This is a genomic window from Vibrio sp. L85 (genome assembly GCF_963871815.1).
GTDB classification, from domain to species: Bacteria; Pseudomonadota; Gammaproteobacteria; order Enterobacterales; family Vibrionaceae; genus Vibrio; species Vibrio harveyi.
This window is the reverse complement of sequence record NZ_CAWMYL010000168.1, coordinates 85,962-104,365: the sequence shown is the minus strand read 5'-3', so window position 1 is coordinate 104,365 and position 18,404 is coordinate 85,962. Positions and strand designations below refer to the sequence as shown.

Genomic DNA, 18,404 nt, shown 5'->3' with positions numbered 1-18,404 from the left:
TATTCTTTATACCCAAACTCTGCTTTCGCGTTTAAGTTGCTTGGGGATATTGGTAATCAGTTTACGCAAAACCCATCACGTGAGCTGCGACGACGACAATGCTCGATAGGGTAAAGAGTAATAGCATAAAGCGCCAGCAGAATTTCGCCCAGTCACCCCAGTCGATACGACATACACCCAGTGTTGCCATTAGCGACGCTGAAGTAGGAACGATAACGTTAGTGAAACCGTCACCAAGTTGGAATGCTAGAACGGCTACCTGACGTGTAACGCCAGCGATGTCTGCAAGAGGAGACAATAGAGGCATTGTCAGCGCTGCTTGACCAGAACCTGAAGTCACGAAGAAGTTGAAGATAGATTGGAAAACATACATCAACCAAGCCGCAGCAACGTCAGGAAGACCGCTGATTACGCCACCAGCGCTGTTCAGGATCGAGTTCAGTACGCTTGCTTCATCAGTAGTACCGCCACCTAGGATAAGCAATACACCTTTCGCACAACCAACCAATAGAGCAGGGGCAAGCATGATTGCTGCACCTTCTTTAAATGCGTCAGCCGCACAGTTTAGCGTCATGCCGTTCAGACGGAAGATTGTACCGATGATCGCAACGACAAAGCCCATAGTGAAGAATTGAGATGCGATTTCTGGGATGTACCATGCGTTAGCCACTACGCCCCAAACAACCCATACTGTCGTTGCGATAACCGTAAGGATAACTAGGGTGTCACCTAGGTTCCAACGAGAATCGTGGTCACCTAGCTCTTGCTGACGGAAGTATTTGTCAGTACGACGGCTGTAAGAAAGCTCAGGGTTTGCTTTGATACGCGCTGCATAGATCATAGTGAAAGCAATACCGATAAGTGTAAAGCCAGCCCACAGACCCATACGTACAGTCATACCAGACAGAACCGGAATACCAGCAATACCTTGCGCGATCGCTACCGAGAATGGGTTCATCCAAGACGTTGCAAAACCAATCTGAGTCGCAACGTAGGTCACCATAACTGTAGTGATGCCATCGTAGCCAAGGCGAACCATTAGTGGCGCAATGATAATCGCAAATGCAACGGCTTCTTCACCCATACCAAATACTGCGCCGCCCAAAGAGAACAGCAAAAACAGAACTGGAATGAATAGCGCTTCGTTACCTTTGGTCTTGTCGATAAGGCGTAAGATACCGTTGTCGATTGTGCCTGTGCGCATTACCACACCAAATGCACCACCGATAACCAGCATGAACATGATAACGCCAATCGCGCTGCCCCATTTAGAGCCTGAAACCAGACCTTCGAATGGGAAGTTCATTAGACCAATGCCACCGCCTGAAGCGAACAGTCCAACCTTGTTGTAAACCAATTCACCGTTTTCGTCGGTTGCATAAGAGAAAGAAGATGGATCGATAACAGTACGAGTTTTTTCTGCACCGTCGACCATGTAGGTCACCTGTTGGCTATCGAAATGACCAGCAGGGATTAAGTAGGTAAGAATCGCAGCAAGAATACCAACAATGAAGATCAAAATGAGGGTATCAGGCATCTGCCATGATTTTGGGGTTGCCGCCGATTCCGATGGCTGAGCGTGTGTGTGAGACATAACCTATTTCACGTAGAATTATAGAAAGCATGAAATATCGATAAAATAGAATAAAAAGTCAATATTAACTGAGTTGATGAACTATAAATTCATCAATAATTTGATCTGAAGAGGGTTGAGTTGCTTATCAATGATTTAATGGTTAATTGTTTTGGTTAGATGTTGTGCGAATGAAAACGGAGTTAGGACTTGTGGTGATTCACAAGTCCCATAATTATTCACTTTTCTGCATGAGGTGTTTGTTCTGAATAAAACGCGGCAACATCGCGTAAATCTTCATCATTCAGCATGCGTAATTGGGCTGCCATCATCTCAGCCAAAGGACCTGAACGAAGCCCATCTTGATAGGCTTTCATAGAATCATACAGGTACTGAGCATTCTGACCAGCTAGGTTAGGGTAGGCGTCGTTTGTTGTCATGCCGTTCGAACCATGACAGTAAACACAGCTTGGCGATTTAAGCTTACCTTTATCAACGTCACCGAAAGGTTTCGCCACAACAGAGGAAGAGAGAAGAAGAGACGTTAGAAGCACGTATCTAAGCATTGAATGCACTCATTGTAGTTCTTGAAAGCGCATAGAATAAAGCTTCCCCTTAGGGGAAGCTCAATGATCAAAATCAAGTTAAAGCAGAGATTTAAGGCTAGATAGGAAGGTATCGATGTCTTGTGCTGAAATATCTTTGTGCGTCACGAAGCGGATTGGGTTTCCTGGGGTAATCGTGATGCCTTGCTCCTTCATCTTTTCTGCGATACCAGCGATATCCACTTGTGGATCAAGCTTGGCAAAAACGATGTTGGTTTGAACAAATTCTGGATTAACAGAGAAACCAGGCAATTCCGCTAAACCTTCCGCCAAGGTTTTTGCGTTGATGTGGTCTTGTTTTAGCTGTTCTACTTGCTCGGTAAGGGCTAGTTTACCGGCTGCAGCAAGAATACCCGCTTGGCGCATACCACCGCCGACCATTTTTCTTAGGCGGCGCGCTTTTGCGATGTACTCTTTGCTACCAAGCAGCAATGAACCGACAGGGGCAGCCAAACCTTTAGATAAACAGATAGTCATCGAATCAAAGTACTGACCAATCTCTTTCACTGGAACATCAAGCGCAACAGCTGCGTTGAATACGCGAGCGCCATCTAGGTGCATCTGTAAGTTATGTTTGTTCACAAACTCACGAGCCTCTGCAAGGTAGGAAAGAGGAATCACTTTACCGTTGATGGTGTTCTCTAAACTAAGTAGGCGAGTACGTGCAAAGTGCGCGTCATCTGGCTTGATAGCAGCTTCTAGCTTATCGAATGGCAAAGTACCGTCTGGGTTGTTTTCAATTGGTTGAGGTTGAATAGACCCCAGTACCGCAGCGCCACCAGCTTCGTACTTGTAGTTATGCGCTTGCTGACCACATAGGTATTCGTCACCGCGCTCACAGTGTGCCATTAAGCCAAGTAAGTTTGCTTGTGTGCCTGAGGTTGTGAACATTGCCGCTTCAAAGCCCGCAAGCTCAGCCGCAAATTGCTCTAACTCGTTAACGGTTGGGTCATCACCGTACACATCATCGCCGACAGGAGCGGTAAACATTGCTTCACGCATTGCTTGTGTAGGTTGCGTAACGGTATCTGATCGAAAGTCCATAATTCTCTCCTCGGTCGAAAAGACCTAAATATAACCGCAAAGACGAGCTTTGCTTAGGCAAGCGATAGTTTTGGCATCCGTAATAATGCCTTGAATAATTTGTTGTTCGAGTTCTTCTCGTGACAATGTCACTACTTCAATAACTTCGTCGTCGTCACACTCGTATCGATTGGTTTTGTTCAGTTGTTCGGCAACAAACAAGTACTGGATTTCATCACAGAAACCAGCAAGAGGGGTTACTTGACCAAGCGATGTGAACTTTTCGGCGCTGTATCCTGTTTCTTCTTCCAACTCTCTTTGAGCACAGTGCAATGGATCTTCATCGCCTTCACGTGTGCCAGCAGGCAATTCAAGCAGCCATTTGTTAAGAGAGGGACGGAATTGATTAACAAGAACGATGTTGCCATCTGAAGTAATAGGTAAGATAACGGCAGCACCGGGGTGTTGGATAGTGGTATGTGTGATCATCCGACCAGTTGGTAGTTTAACTTCCTCTTCGACCAGAGAAATCTGCTTCCATTTATGAATTGTATTGCTCATGCAGTTGTGGATCCTAGCTGTAACCGCGCATTGACGTGTTTTGCACATTAACCACAAACCACCGGAAACAAAAGAAGAAAATGGTTTCATACTCTTGCGAAACCAGCACATTCAGTGAGTTATGTCTCATAAATGAAAACTATGGTTGCTCGCGCACGCGCGCGAAGAGCATCTGGTATAAACGAGGTTCACTAAAAAATACACTTGTAACAAAGTGATAACAAATGTATAAAATTATATATACAGCCTCAGTTCAACAGCCGGAGCTTCTATGATTCAACCATCTTTCGCATCTAATGCAGAAAAGGCGCTTCTTTCAGAGCGTATCAACAAGCTAGCGAAAGCGTTAACTGATGGCGTTTACGAACGCGAACACACCATCAAACTCTGTCTTCTTGCCGCTCTTGCCGGCGAAAGCGTCTTCCTTCTTGGTCCTCCAGGGATCGCAAAAAGCTTAATCGCAAAACGACTTATCCAAGCTTTTGATAATAGCAGTTATTTTGAATACCTCATGACGCGCTTCTCAACACCTGAAGAAGTGTTTGGTCCATTGAGCATTCAAGAGCTAAAAGACAACGGTCGTTATGTCCGTCTTACTCAAGGGTACTTACCAACGGCGCAAGTGGTTTTCCTTGATGAGATTTGGAAGGCGGGTCCTGCGATTCTGAACACGCTATTGACCGTTGTGAACGAAAAGACATTTAAGAACGGCAGCGATATCGAACGTGTACCGATGCGCCTTTTGGTTTCTGCATCAAATGAACTGCCAGATGAAGACAGCGGCTTAGACGCACTTTACGACCGTATGTTGGTGCGCGTGTTTGTAAACCGCATTCAGGATAAACAAAACTTCAAATCCATGCTGACGGTGGGTACGTCTCAAGAAGCGCAAGTTCCAGAGGGCTTGGCGATCACAGACGAAGAATACCACCGCTGGCAACAACAGCTCGACAAACTCACTCTGACCGACAACGCATTCGAAAAGCTATTCCAACTAAAAACCATGTTGGAAACCAAAGTTGAGTCTGAGTTTGGCGACGCCTCATTAACGGACATGTACGTGTCTGACCGCCGTTGGAAGAAAGCGGTCAAACTGCTTAAAGCGAGCGCGTTCTTTAATGGGCGTGACGAAATCAATCCACTTGATCTTCTGCTACTTCAAGATTGTTTATGGAACAGCCCTGAGTCACGCGATGTCGTTCGCGGTGTGATTCAAGAGTTCGCACTTAAACATGCCTTTGACCAGCAAGAAGCAGAGCAAGAGATCGAATACTGTCGTGAATCTTTGGTTGATGTACAGCATGAGCTTGAAGACAAATATCGCATGACGCTAAACGCAGAAGCGGCAACCGGTCTGCTTCGCAAAGAAACCATGAGCTTCGATACATCCAAAGCGAAAACTTACAAAGTAGGTGCGGCGGTGAATCTGGTTAAACTGGTTATTCTGCAAAGCAACATGTCGGTTTCTGAATCAGAGAAGGGCGACAGTCGCTGGGTATACGTGCCAAAAGACGAGCTTGATCGAGTGATCAAAGAAGGTCATGGCGATGTGTATGGTTACGTGAACCAAAACACCAATATGTGTCGTCTGCGTTTTGATGTCGATGCTGCCAACAACCTAGTGATCCGTGACATTGCTAACCGAGGCGTGTTGGTGAGCTTGGTTACCCAACAAGGTTTAGACGTTGAGCTTTACCAAAAATGGTTGGCAGAAAGCGAAAAAGCAGTCAGCCAATTGAGCGAAGCTGAACATCATATGCGTAAGGTTAAAGCCAACTTCCATGGTGCATTACCACACAGTTTCGTGGATCCAGAGTTACCACGTCTAATGGAGTCGAGTCTGCAACAGGTGAGCCAGAGACTTGAGTCTATCCAAGGTGAAAGCGAGAAGATCATTCAACGCTTCAAAAACTTACATCAGTTTTTCTCTTAAGGAGACGACATGTTAGGTGCAGACGGACTCAACTTAGCGCTCATGGTGGCGGATTCAGGCATCATTGATAGTGCGGTTAACGATTTAATGGCGCGTTCACAAGTCATGATGATGGCAGAAAACCGAGGCATGAAATCCTCAGTGAAAAACCATCTGCTTAAATGGCGTGGCAACGTGAAAAAGCGCATGACAAAAGTCTGTGAGACAGAACGTTTTCAACAGGAGCTCGCACTCTACCAAGAAGTGATTTATTGGGATGAGAACGAGTTCTTTGAGCGCATTGATGATGTGATCAAGAAGCTTGAATGGCACTCAGCGTTTTACATGCAAGCGCGTCGCATGATGGAGAAGAACAAGGGCGTGAATAACCCGATGTTCCCTCATTACTTCTGTGACCAGTGGTATCAAAGCCTTGCAGAAGCAATCAAACAAGCACAAGTCTCTGAGCTTGAAGAGAACAAAGAAAAAGTCCTTAACGACCTTTATCAGCGTATGGAAACCATGCGTAACATGGATAAAGTGACGGAGTCTGGTGACGAAGAAAGCGTAGGGCGTTTATGGGATATGGCGTCAGCTAAGTTGAGTAAAACCGACTTAACCGTGATGAAGCGCCACGCAGAGTTCCTTAAAAAGCACAAAGGCTTACAAGAAATCGCAGAACAGCTTGGTCGCATGGCGGGACAAGTGAATGATCCAGACCTCAACCGCGCGCCAGCAGAAGAGCTGCAAATGGTTGAGGAAAAGAGTGACGAAGCGACAGACGACATCGTCGGTATTCATGAAAGTGACGATCTCAATAAACTGCTCCCTAACGAAACCATGTTTTTGGCATACCCAGAGCTGGAAGTGGTGTTCTACAAGCATTTGGTTGATAAACGCTTGATGAACTACCGCACGCAAGGTAAGTCTCGCACACTGCGTAAGGTAAAAGCGCACAAACCAGATCATAAAGCGGTGGACGTTGAAAAAGGACCGTTTATCGTTTGTGTTGATGCGTCAGGTTCGATGAGTGGCTTCCCAGAGCAATGTGCTAAAGCTATGGCTTATGCACTGATGCAAATCGCTCTCGCTGAACAACGAGATTGCTACGTGATTATCTTCTCCACTGAGCACATTACTTACGAGCTAACTCGTCAGGATGGGTTACGTGAAGCTGCCGACTTTTTAACTTACAGCTTCCATGGTGGTACAGATTTGGAGCCAACGTTGATTAAATCCATCGATTTGATGAACAGCGACAAATACAAAAACGCCGATATGGTTGTTATTTCAGACTTCATTGCGCCAAAACAGCAAGATGAGTTGCTTGCAAAAGTCGATGCGTTAAAAGCGAAGAAGAACCGCTTCCATGCTATCAGCTTGTCGAAGTACGGCAACCCAGCGTTAATGTCGATGTTTGACCACACTTGGTCTTACCATCCAAACGTAGTAGGACGCTTGTTTAAACGCGTTGCCAACGGTTAACCACGAGAGTTAAGAGAGAAAAGCGGCACTGATTGCCGCTTTTCTTTTGTCTATCTGTTTTGATTTGTCTTAACCAAAGTGAGTAAATCTGGGCGGTGTAGGTCGAATTAACATCGGATTGGTTTAAAACAAAGCAAACAAACAGAAATTTTGGATTTTTGTTTGACTATATTTCCTGAATCCGTAAAGTAGCAACCAACGCTACGGGGCAGAGCCTTTAAGCGTAAACAATTTGGCGCCTTGGCAGAGTGGCTATGCAGCGGATTGCAAATCCGTGGACCTCGGTTCGACTCCGGGAGGCGCCTCCATATTTTTGGGTATGGCAATGGCGATATCCAGATGCGAAAGCATCACCAATAGACCAGCGAAAGCTGGTCTATTGGTGATGCTTGGCAAGCTGAACAAGCACTCGCGGAGTGTTTGCATACAGATAAATGCGCTTCTCAAGTGTGACTTCTCAGCCAGCATTTAGCTTTAAAGCCCTTTACAATATGTTCTTCAACAAGGAAGCAGTGAAGACACATGAGAAATACCGACGACTACATTATTTTCTATCATTTGGTTGAGCAAGGTTCATTCAGCGCCGCAGCAAGACAAATGGAACTTACTAAGTCGGTCGTCAGTAAGCGTATTGCCAAATTAGAGCAGGAGATAGGTGTTCAACTGCTTTATCGAACCACACGCACGCTTAAACTGACAGAAGCAGGGCAATCCTTCTTCGAACATGCTCGTAGTGTTTATCAAGCCGTCGCAACCGCCGAGGAGTCGATTGTTGGTTTGGGTAAGAACCTATCCGGCAATATCAAGATTACGGTACCTACCATCTCTGGTGAACTTATCCTTCCTACGGTTATTTCTGAATTCAACCAAGCTTACCCTGATATCAACATTGATATGGAACTGGACAACCGGTTTGCTGACATCGTCAACGAAGGTTTTGACCTTGCTATTCGTACTGGGGTTTTACCAGACTCAAGCCTAATCGCACGCAAGCTTGTTGATGCAAACTGGATTGTGTGTGCATCGCCCAAGTACGTAGCCAAACATGGCAAACCAAAAACGCCGGACGATCTCACTAAGCACAACTGCTTGGTTTACGCCTATCAAGAGACAGGGGCTCGTGAGTGGGCTTTCAAGCGTGATGATGAGGTGTATCAGGTTAAGGTGGATGGGAATCTATGTACCAATAACTCATCTGCGTTACGTAACGTCGCTTTGCTGGGGCAAGGTATCATTTATGTGCCTCGGGTGCTGGTTTATGAAGACTTGCAGCAAGGTAAGCTGATTCAGTTGTTTAAAGACGAAACGGCTAAGTGCTTGGGTATTTATGCCGTGTACCCATACACCCGCCAGCAACCAGAAAAGATTAAGATCTTTATCGAGCACCTGTATCAGTGTTTTCAACGTCGTAACCATCAATTCTAGTGGCTCAACTTTTCTCAAAGGAGTGATTCTCCTTTGATTGAAGGGATTTGCTCTAAATTTTAAACTCTCCACTCTAACTATTTTCTTCAGTGATCGGCAATGTCACAGCCATATAACGCTGCTATAACGTCATGGTATTCACATGTTGTGGTTTTGTGCTGACTCAATATTCTGACAAGGTCAGGAATACAAAGCCTTGTCATCCCTTTTAACTTTCTTGTTCTTCGATATCGTGCACATTTGTTAACAATGTACTTTGCTATTGTTTCTTTTTGGAAACGATAAGTTTCTTTGTTGATTTTACAGTTCTAAGAATTTTAAGTGATTGAATGTATGGGTAATTAATGTAGTTAACTTGATCTGGGCGTCGTTATCGGACTTTGGTGGCATGGACGTTCAGATTCGGACTACTTATATTGGCTGGGTATAATAACTAGAGATACGGATATGAAACAGAAGCAGCTCATCGACGCGTTTGTCACCATTGTCGGGGAAGAAAATGTCCTTACCGATCAAATCAAAACCAAGTATTATCGCAGCGGTTTTCGCTCAGGAAGCGGCACGGCGTTGGCGGTGGTTTTTCCTAAGACTCTGCTAGAGCAGTGGAAGGTCATCCAACAATGTGTCGACAATAATTGCATCATCATCATGCAGGCGGCTAAGACGGGTCTGACCGAAGGCTCAGCGCCAAGTGGTAGTGATTACGACCGCGATGTGGTGGTGATCAATATCACCAAGATGAAGCAAATCTATCTGTTAGACGGGGGTAAGCAAGCCGTTTGTCTTCCGGGGGCGAGTCTGCATTCGTTAGAAAAAGAGTTGCGAGCAGTTAATCGCGCGCCGCATTCGGTGATTGGTTCTTCTTCTCTTGGAGCAACAGTTGTAGGTGGTATTGCGAACAACTCTGGTGGCGCTTTGGTTAAACGTGGTCCTGCTTACACAGAATTAGCCATATTCGCTCAGGTGGACAAAGACGGTAAGCTCAATCTTGTTAACCACCTTGGTATTGAAGGATTAGGCTCGACGCCTGACGAGATCTTACAGAACATCCAAGATGGTAATTTCGACCCAGATAAAGTGATTCATGATGAACGCATGGCGTCGGATAAAGAATACGACGAACGTGTTCGTGATGTGACTTCTGATATCCCATCGCGCTTTAATGCCGACGAACGTCGTCTGTACGATGCGAGTGGTTGTGCGGGTAAACTCGGCGTTTTTGCGGTTCGAGTCGACAGCTATCCAATCCCAGAGAAAGAGCAGGTGTTCTATTTAGGCACTAACGATCCAGAGAAATTGACCAAGCTGAGAAAAGACTTCCTTACTCAATTCGAAAACTTACCAGAAATGGGTGAGTACCTTCACCGTGATATCTTCAACATGGCAGAGAAATACGGTAAAGACGTTTTCCTTTCTATCGATTTATTAGGCACAGACAATCTGCCTAAGATGTTCTCGCTAAAAGCTAAGGTTGAAAACTTCTTAGAGCGTGTACCGTTAGTCAGTAAATACCTGCCAGATACTATTCTCTACTACGCAAGCAAGCTATTCCCACAGCACCTTCCTAAGCGCATGTTGGAATACCGTGATAAGTACGAGCACCATCTTGTACTTAAAATGAGTGACGGCGGTATTGCCGAAGCGCAGAAATACCTCAAAGAGGTTTGGGCAGCTGAGCACGATAGTGACTTCTTCGAATGTACACCAGAAGAGGGTAAGAAAGCGTATCTACACCGTTTTGCAGCGGCAGGTGCAGCAATTCGTTACGAAACCATTCACCGCAAGGAAGTGGAAGACATTGTTGCTCTCGACATTGCGTTACGTCGTAACGATGAAGAATGGTTAGAAACATTACCTGAGGAAGTAAGTAAGAACCTCGTTAAGTCTCTCTATTATGGGCATTTCATGTGTTATGTGTTCCACCAAGACTACATCTTTAAGAAGGGTACAGACACCAAGCTGATGAAGAAACTGATGCTGGAGCACCTAAATAGTCGTGGCGCGAAATACCCAGCAGAACACAACGTAGGTCACTTATATGAAGCAGAAAACTCGCTACAAAAGTTCTATCATCAACTTGACCCGACCAACACCTTTAACCCAGGCATAGGTAAAATGGACCGCTACAAGCGCAACTGTAACTGTTGTGCTTAAGCACTAAACCGATATGATGTGGAGAGTCGCTTAAACAGTGGCTCTTTTTAGTAATAAATGGTGGTAGAAGTGGTTTGAATTTTAATCGAATCGCTCAACTCCCATACGTTCAGTCGTGTTTTTAACCATCTGAATCAAAAAGAATAAATTTTTGTTGACCTAAAATCTTAATCCGTTAAAGTACGCCTCGTTCTCACGGCGCAGGTCGTTAGAGCAGGTGGTGTTACCATCGCATTGATTGCGTTGCCCTGGTGGTGGAATTGGTAGACACAAGGGATTTAAAATCCCTCGACGTTCGCGTTGTGCCGGTTCAAGTCCGGCCCGGGGCACCATCCTAAAATTGAGTGGGTGAATTTAATATCCCGCCGTCGAGTTGACCGGCCCAGTGTCGGACCATCAATTCCGGCTCGGGTCACCATCTCAAATTATGCGACACTAGCTCAGTTGGTAGAGCGCAACCTTGCCAAGGTTGAGGTCACGAGTTCGAACCTCGTGTGTCGCTCCAGTTGAGGCGCCTTGGCAGAGTGGCTATGCAGCGGATTGCAAATCCGTGGACCTCGGTTCGACTCCGGGAGGCGCCTCCATTATTTTCGAAAGCTCGTCATCATGACGGGCTTTTTTTCGTTTTAAAGCATGATAATTCATCGCTTAAGTCTCAATTTCGCTACGCTTTTTGGTTATCTCCTCCCTGATTATTTGATCGTGATTCAATAATTGCGCTCAATTAGTTATTGGTTTTATAAATGTTACACAACTCAATAATTGTAGAGGGTGATTGGTGATAATTTCTCCACGATTGTAGTCCGAACTTTTTGTTGTACAACAGACGGTTAGTTGGATCTCTTCCAGTCGTCATGTTGGCTCTCTAAGTTCGAACTTCGTTCTAAAACGTGAGAGAAAAATAATGAAAACATTCAACCTTAAACCCACACTTTTACCTTTAACTTTGCTGCTGAGTTCGCCGGTATTGGCGGCACAAAATGGAACTATGATGCAGTATTTCCATTGGTATGTGCCAAATGACGGCGCACTCTGGACACAAGTTGAAAACAATGCGCCAGCACTATCCGACAACGGTTTTACAGCGCTGTGGTTGCCACCAGCATATAAAGGCGCAGGTGGTAGCAACGACGTTGGTTACGGTGTTTACGATATGTATGACTTAGGGGAGTTTGATCAAAAAGGATCGGCACGAACTAAGTACGGCACCAAAGACCAATATCTAAATGCCATCAAAGCAGCACACAAAAACAATATCCAAATTTATGGTGACGTAGTGTTCAACCATCGTGGCGGTGCAGATGGCAAGTCGTGGGTCGATACCAAGCGTGTGGATTGGAATAACCGCAACATTGAACTTGGCGATAAATGGATTGAAGCATGGGTTGAATTTAGCTTCCCAGGACGTAACGATAAATACTCGGACTTCCATTGGACGTGGTATCACTTTGATGGCGTCGATTGGGATGACGCAGGTAAAGAGAAAGCGATCTTTAAATTCAAAGGTGATGGTAAAGCATGGGATTGGGAAGTCAGTTCTGAAAAAGGCAACTATGACTACCTCATGTACGCAGACCTAGACATGGATCACCCAGAAGTGAAGCAAGAGCTGAAAGATTGGGGTGAATGGTACTTAAACATGACGGGTGTTGATGGCTTCCGAATGGATGCAGTGAAACACATCAAATATCAGTACCTACAAGAGTGGATCGATTACTTGCGTAAGAAAACGGGCAAAGAGCTCTTTACCGTTGGTGAGTACTGGAACTACGACGTGAACAATCTGCACAACTTTATCACTAAGACTTCTGGCAGCATGTCATTGTTTGATGCTCCGTTACATATGAACTTCTATAACGCTTCACGCTCTGGTGGCAACTTTGATATGCGCCGAATCATGGATGGCACCTTGATGAAAGACAACCCAGTGAAAGCAGTAACACTGGTTGAGAACCACGATACGCAACCACTACAGGCCTTAGAGTCTCCGGTGGATTGGTGGTTCAAGCCTCTTGCGTACGCATTCATTTTGCTTCGTGAGGAAGGTTATCCGTCAGTCTTCTACGCAGATTACTACGGTGCGCAATACAGCGATAAAGGGCACGATATCAACATGGTGAAAGTGCCTTACATTGAGCAATTGGTGAAAGCACGTAAAGATTATGCTTATGGTAAACAACATTCTTACCTTGACCACTGGGATGTGATTGGTTGGACACGAGAAGGGGATGCGGAGCATCCGAACTCTATGGCGGTTATCATGAGTGATGGTCCTGGCGGAACAAAGTGGATGTACACAGGTTCACCGAGCACACGTTATGTCGATAAACTAGGTATTCGTACCGAAGAAGTATGGACTAACGCTAGTGGATGGGCGGAATTCCCAGTGAACGGCGGATCGGTTTCTGTTTGGGTTGGCGTTAAATAATCTCGAGTGCAGAGTTGCAGGTGTGACCAATTTCGAAAATAGCATGCATTTAATCAATGTCTTATTTGATATTCATGAAACAAATGCGTAACTTTATTGTTGAGCATTATCAGTAGGCAGATTAAGGAAAGGAATCTATGCAGGAAGTTGCAACTATTGCGATTATATTCGGTGCAATATTCGGTGGTGGTATCGTTAAGTTGATTCTTAATCATCGCAAGGAAGTAAAAGCGCTCGAAATCTCTGAGCGTAAACTGATGAATCAAGAAGAGCGAGATGGTCTTAACAAACAAATAGACGACCTGAAACAGCGCGTCGAAGTATTAGAGCGCATCGTTACTGACAACAAATACCAACTTGATAAAGAAATTGCGTCTTTGTAATTCTGAACCAAGAACAAAGAGCCAGTTTAATACTGGCTCTTTTTGTATCTGTCGCTGAATCACAAGAAAGCGAAGTAATGGATTAACGCTCATCAAAGAAGTCTTTGTTGCGAATGTACTTGCTCATTAAGTGATAGGAAAAAGGGCGGATCAACCAACTTACCAAAGAACGCCCAAGGCGCATTAACGTTGGCGTGTTCTCATAAATTCTTCCATTATAAAGCCACAACATTTTACCTACATGCCAATAAAGAAAAGGTACCGGAGGCATAAAAGTAACAATATCGATGTCGCAACAGATTCGATAGGTTTTGTGGCTTAAACGATAGCGTTTCTTGAATGTCCAATCACCAATCGCTGGTTGACCAAATGTCACCACTCGTTTGATGCTTTTTGGGTACTTACGTTCGATATAGTCGGCAAACACGCTGCCAATTGCGCCGCCCGACGAATGTCCAGTAATGGTGATGCGCTTACCTTGTAGAATCAGAGGTACAACGGTGGCTTCTAGCCGCTCAATCACGCTCAAACCGAGACGATCTTCATTTCGAGAAGGTTGGCTTTCTTGAAACAACAAATGGTAGAAACCTGCATGGATGCGATAGTTAAGTCCTAATCGCTTGCAGCTACGAGTCCACATGGCAAAGTTCAGCAACCAATCGGTAATACTGTGCGAGCCTTTAATAACCACAACGACCTCAGTACGTTTTTTACTCCATAAAACACGGATCATGGTTTTGCCAAATTCGTTTTTAATGATCCGCTGCCCATTAGGGTCAAATCCATAACGTGTCTGCCTAAATACTCTGGGATAAGCGAGATTACACAGCACGGCGTAGCGTTCGTATTGGTATCGTTTTAATGGCTTCACGTTGATTTACTTTGTCGGTATCAAGAGAAGATTTTAAAACTAGAATATTAAAATGACATGAATAAGAAGAAAAACGTTAACTAGATTTATTGCCTAATGGTTGATTAAACAAATCGCACTGTTTATATGTACCCACAATTGAATGCAAATCACAAATGGATGATTATATGTAACCAATTGAATTGATGTGAGGTTTATATCGCTGAAAAAGAATTGCTTAGATGAGAAAATTCTTTTTTATCAGTGGTTTTATAAGAGGCTCTATTTATGCAATTAAGTCTAAAGAGGAAAATGGTTTTCTCTGTCGTTTTGGCAATTGCAATCACATCTGCGATTCTTCTTTTTATTGGCTACAAGACCTTTCAAACCAATAGTTGGCAAGCAATAGAAAGTGAAAGTCGAAATATATTACATGCAAATGCAAAAGGTATTGGTGATTGGTTTTATGACAAGAAGCAAGCGGTACATGGCTTGAAGCGACAAATTCAGCTCGATACTTCATTGGATATTGTTCCTCACTTACGGCAAACCTTAATCTCTGGTGGTTTCGGTCTTAGTTATTACGGCAACAAACAAGGAGAGATGTTTCGTCACGATCCTTCGTTAAACAAATCTGGGTACGATCCACGCGTACGTGGATGGTACAAGCAAACGTTGGCGGAAAACAAAGCAATAACAACGAAACCATATGTTAGTGTAACTATGCAAACACTCGTTGTGACACTTACTGACCCTGTTATTGAAAATGAACAAATTATCGGTGTCGCAGCGTCTAATTTAGCTTTGGATAAGTTGATAAAAGACGTGTTGGCAATTGAGGTGCCTGGTGCTGGTCAAGCAATTCTAATCGATCGTCAAGGTACGGTCGTTGCGCATAAAAACAAAGACTTTATCTTGAAACAGGTCTCTGAGATTGCACCTGAGCTAAATATTGACAGCTTAAATCAAGCGTCTCAAAACTTAGCTACAATTTTCACTACTGTTGATGGGCAAGATAAAGTCGTGATGGCAGAACCCATTGAAAATACCGATTGGTTACTCGTTATTGAAATGGACAAGAGCGTGTTAGAACAACCGTTATTTGACATGATTAGTAGTCAAATTACCACGGGGCTGCTTGTTCTAATTGTTATGGCAATTGCTACCTCTTGGTTCGTTGCGCGTCAGTTAGTTGAACTTGGTCGTGTAAGTGAGGCGCTGGCTGATATTGCAGAAGGTGAAGGAGACTTAACTCGAAGACTACAGGTATCTAGCCAAGATGAAGTTGGTCAATTGGCAGATAAGTTCAACGTATTCGTAGATCGCTTACGTCAAATGATGAAAAATGTTAGCGAAGTTTCGACGGCGATGACGAAAGGCGCTGATCATGCCAATGTAAATGCGACGCAACGTAATGAAAGTGTTAGTAGGCAACAAGATGAAATTACAATGGTCGCTACCGCAGTAACTGAAATGGCGACTGCGACGGCTGAAATAGCTTCAAATGCTGACAACACAGCGAAAAGTGCAAGCCATTCTGTTGAACTTAGTGAGCAAGGCTTTAAACAAATGGAAAAAAGCCAGTTGTCAATCAACGAACTTGCTGATGAACTTACCAATGCTGTTTCCATAATTAGCGAGCTTGAGGAACATGGAAATCAGATAGCAACCATCTTAGCGACAATTCGAGAAATTGCAGAGCAAACTAATTTACTTGCATTGAATGCGGCTATTGAAGCGGCGCGAGCTGGCGAACAAGGGCGCGGTTTTGCTGTCGTTGCAGATGAAGTACGAGTGCTATCGCAACGTACACATGCTTCAACAGAAGAGATTGAGGATAAGATAAAGCGCTTGCAACAAGCTACAGATGGTGCAGTGAAAGTGATGACACAAAGTCATGACATGGCAAAAACTAGTGTCCATGACGTTAACTTGGCTGGCGAGAGTCTGTCAAAAATCCGAGAGGCGATCCAGCAGATTAGTGATATGGCAACACAAATAGCGTCTGCTGCAGAAGAGCAATCACTAGTGACTGCGGAAATAAATGCTAATACTGAGTCGGTTCGTGAAGTGAGTGAAGTCATGGCAAGTGATGCGGTGGATGCTGTTGGGCAAGCGCAACAATTGAACCTCTTAGCGAATAACTTAAAATCGGAACTTTCTCGATTTAAGCTTTAAACTGAGCGTTTGTATGTATAAGAACCGGGCGCTTAGTGCCCGGTTTTCGATTATGGGGAACTAAAATCAAACTTTGACCCTGGGGTTAATTCAAACGCTGAATTCTTAAACTTAATGACGTAGATCTACACGTCAACATCGAATTTAGTTCAGAAGAATTTTCAAATTCTGCTTGCGGTTGGCAAAGTGAGCGATGAAATACTATTCGAGTTGGTGATTGTATGATCTAATAAGTTTGCTTTTTAACCGTATGAATCAAAAACACAAAATTTGTTGTTGACCTAAAATCTTAATCCGTTAAAGTACGCCTCGTTCTCACGGCGCAGGTCGTTAGAGCAGGTGGTGTTACCATCGCATTGATTGCGTTGCCCTGGTGGTGGAATTGGTAGACACAAGGGATTTAAAATCCCTCGACGTTCGCGTTGTGCCGGTTCAAGTCCGGCCCGGGGCACCATCCGAAAATTGAGTGGGTGAATTTAATATCCCGCCGTCGAGTTGACCGGCCAAGTGTTGGACCATCAATTCCGGCTCGGGGCACCATCTCAAATTATGCGACACTAGCTCAGTTGGTAGAGCGCAACCTTGCCAAGGTTGAGGTCACGAGTTCGAACCTCGTGTGTCGCTCCAGTTGAGGCGCCTTGGCAGAGTGGCTATGCAGCGGATTGCAAATCCGTGGACCTCGGTTCGATTCCGGGAGGCGCCTCCATTCAATAAAGTACCATTACATATCTATTGAATGTTTACTGTATAATTGCTGCTTATTAAAACGAAGGCGTTGAAGATAAAAGACTCTATCTCGGTTTAGTAACGTGGTGATAATCGAAAGAGCAAACGCTCTTACGAACTTTTCAAAGTTTCAATACGAAACACTATGGCGCCTTGGCAGAGTGGCTATGCAGCGGATTGCAAATCCGTGGACCTCGGTTCGACTCCGGGAGGCGCCTCCATTCTCTTTCTTGTTTCAATTCAGACCTCTGACCAATCGGTCGTGAGAATTCGCCTTTTCGTTGTGATTCTTCGACAAAAGTATCAATAACCTTTACATCTAACTCTTAATTCTATTTCACCCTGATTTTCGACTGGGCATAACTGCTCAACGATCCCAATTTGATCATTCAACTGTATTAACAGAACGTTGTTGTCTATAAACTATGTGCATTACTAAGGGCTAATTGATAGCATCATATATTAACACTTGTTAATATATGAAAGTGTTAGTCTTTTTGCTCAGGAAGAGCGTATTCGGTTTATGGAGAAATACACGTGTTAAGACAATTGAGCAGGCAAATCGTAGTCTTGATGATGAGCACCGCATCTTATACTGCTTTTGCAGCGTCAATGGCAAGTTACCCAGAAGGGTGGCAAGATTGGCCCGTTGTTAAAGAGTCACAAAACCTACCTGCAGATACTGTCCTGCCGCCAGATACTTCACTATTTATTCAAGAATCCGTAAGAGCCTACAGCTGGATCAACAATGGTCAGGGGTCACCACTTACTATCCGAGTGAATCCGAACAAAATAGAGCAATACAAAACTCACGGTCCGTATACAGATGGACCGACGGCGGTGGCGATTTCAGAAGTAGAAGGTATCGTGTGGGTGACAGAACATATTGGAGGTATGGCAATTTATGGCAGCTATGACCGTAAAGGAAAAGACATTAGCCATTCACATCCTTCATTGGCGCCTTCGTTTTGTCAAAGTTGCCATACTACTTATCAGGACATCTGTATAAACGGTACTTGCGCAGAGCCCGTTTTGGATGTGTACAAAGATAAGCAGTAGTCCAAAGTGAGTAATCGAGTTTTCGGTTGGTTGACGATAAAC

General features: G+C 44.4%; 13 protein-coding genes and 8 tRNA genes. 16 read left to right on the top strand and 5 right to left on the bottom strand.

The window, feature by feature from the left end:
- Nucleotides 1-61: 61 nt before the first annotated feature.
- From yfcC to AACR11_RS16605, 4 genes are all read right to left on the bottom strand, one after another.
- Nucleotides 62-1,594, bottom strand: a complete 1,533-nt coding sequence (gene yfcC / locus AACR11_RS16620; protein WP_005443800.1) for a putative basic amino acid antiporter YfcC — start codon at nucleotides 1,592-1,594, stop codon at nucleotides 62-64.
- A 218-nt stretch (nucleotides 1,595-1,812) separates the two neighbouring features.
- A complete protein-coding gene (locus AACR11_RS16615) occupies nucleotides 1,813-2,139 on the bottom strand; it encodes a c-type cytochrome (RefSeq protein WP_029789291.1) in 327 nt (108 codons plus the stop codon).
- Nucleotides 2,140-2,217: 78 nt separating this feature from the next.
- The gene (ltaE, locus tag AACR11_RS16610) at nucleotides 2,218-3,222 is read right to left on the bottom strand and encodes a low-specificity L-threonine aldolase (RefSeq protein ID WP_009696116.1); all 1,005 of its coding nucleotides are present in this window, start codon (nucleotides 3,220-3,222) and stop codon (nucleotides 2,218-2,220) included.
- Nucleotides 3,223-3,246: 24 nt separating this feature from the next.
- Entirely contained in the window at nucleotides 3,247-3,762 is a 516-nt protein-coding gene (locus AACR11_RS16605; RefSeq protein ID WP_017818795.1) for an NUDIX hydrolase, read from the bottom strand.
- 271 nt (nucleotides 3,763-4,033) lie between these two features.
- Here AACR11_RS16605 and AACR11_RS16600 point away from each other — a divergent pair, with 271 nt between their 5' ends.
- From AACR11_RS16600 to AACR11_RS16555, 10 genes are all read left to right on the top strand, one after another.
- Nucleotides 4,034-5,695, top strand: coding sequence for an ATPase RavA domain-containing protein (locus AACR11_RS16600; RefSeq protein ID WP_009696114.1), 1,662 nt, complete (start codon nucleotides 4,034-4,036; stop codon nucleotides 5,693-5,695).
- 9 nt (nucleotides 5,696-5,704) lie between these two features.
- Nucleotides 5,705-7,159, top strand: coding sequence for an ATPase RavA stimulator ViaA (viaA, locus tag AACR11_RS16595; RefSeq protein ID WP_005443815.1), 1,455 nt, complete (start codon nucleotides 5,705-5,707; stop codon nucleotides 7,157-7,159).
- Nucleotides 7,160-7,393: 234 nt separating this feature from the next.
- Nucleotides 7,394-7,467, top strand: a tRNA-Cys gene (locus AACR11_RS16590).
- Nucleotides 7,468-7,681: 214 nt separating this feature from the next.
- A complete protein-coding gene (locus tag AACR11_RS16585) occupies nucleotides 7,682-8,584 on the top strand; it encodes a LysR family transcriptional regulator (RefSeq protein ID WP_029789294.1) in 903 nt (300 codons plus the stop codon).
- Nucleotides 8,585-9,031: 447 nt separating this feature from the next.
- Nucleotides 9,032-10,738 carry a D-lactate dehydrogenase gene (gene dld, locus AACR11_RS16580; RefSeq protein WP_029789295.1) on the top strand — a complete coding sequence of 569 codons (1,707 nt, stop codon included), beginning with the start codon at nucleotides 9,032-9,034 and terminating at the stop codon, nucleotides 10,736-10,738.
- A gap of 245 nt (nucleotides 10,739-10,983) precedes the next feature.
- A tRNA-Leu gene (locus tag AACR11_RS16575) sits at nucleotides 10,984-11,070 on the top strand.
- 97 nt (nucleotides 11,071-11,167) lie between these two features.
- Nucleotides 11,168-11,243, top strand: a tRNA-Gly gene (locus tag AACR11_RS16570).
- A gap of 5 nt (nucleotides 11,244-11,248) precedes the next feature.
- A tRNA-Cys gene (locus AACR11_RS16565) sits at nucleotides 11,249-11,322 on the top strand.
- Nucleotides 11,323-11,642: 320 nt separating this feature from the next.
- Nucleotides 11,643-13,166: an alpha-amylase gene (gene amyS, locus AACR11_RS16560; protein WP_029790847.1), complete on the top strand. Its 1,524-nt coding sequence runs from the start codon at nucleotides 11,643-11,645 to the stop codon at nucleotides 13,164-13,166.
- A 137-nt stretch (nucleotides 13,167-13,303) separates the two neighbouring features.
- On the top strand, nucleotides 13,304-13,549 hold the full coding sequence (locus AACR11_RS16555; protein ID WP_005446964.1) for a hypothetical protein: 246 nt from the start codon (nucleotides 13,304-13,306) through the stop codon (nucleotides 13,547-13,549).
- A gap of 82 nt (nucleotides 13,550-13,631) precedes the next feature.
- On the opposite strand, the gene AACR11_RS16550 is transcribed toward AACR11_RS16555, so the two are convergent.
- A complete protein-coding gene (locus AACR11_RS16550) occupies nucleotides 13,632-14,420 on the bottom strand; it encodes a lipase family protein (protein WP_029790851.1) in 789 nt (262 codons plus the stop codon).
- A gap of 267 nt (nucleotides 14,421-14,687) precedes the next feature.
- Here AACR11_RS16550 and AACR11_RS16545 point away from each other — a divergent pair, with 267 nt between their 5' ends.
- From AACR11_RS16545 to AACR11_RS16520, 6 genes are all read left to right on the top strand, one after another.
- The gene (locus AACR11_RS16545) at nucleotides 14,688-16,577 is read left to right on the top strand and encodes a methyl-accepting chemotaxis protein (RefSeq protein WP_029790853.1); all 1,890 of its coding nucleotides are present in this window, start codon (nucleotides 14,688-14,690) and stop codon (nucleotides 16,575-16,577) included.
- 367 nt (nucleotides 16,578-16,944) lie between these two features.
- Nucleotides 16,945-17,031 (top strand) — tRNA-Leu (locus tag AACR11_RS16540).
- 97 nt (nucleotides 17,032-17,128) lie between these two features.
- Nucleotides 17,129-17,204, top strand: a tRNA-Gly gene (locus tag AACR11_RS16535).
- 5 nt (nucleotides 17,205-17,209) lie between these two features.
- Nucleotides 17,210-17,283 (top strand) — tRNA-Cys (locus AACR11_RS16530).
- Nucleotides 17,284-17,450: 167 nt separating this feature from the next.
- Nucleotides 17,451-17,524: transfer RNA gene (locus AACR11_RS16525), tRNA-Cys, on the top strand.
- 352 nt (nucleotides 17,525-17,876) lie between these two features.
- Nucleotides 17,877-18,362: a hypothetical protein gene (locus AACR11_RS16520; protein WP_009696661.1), complete on the top strand. Its 486-nt coding sequence runs from the start codon at nucleotides 17,877-17,879 to the stop codon at nucleotides 18,360-18,362.
- Nucleotides 18,363-18,404: the final 42 nt, after the last annotated feature.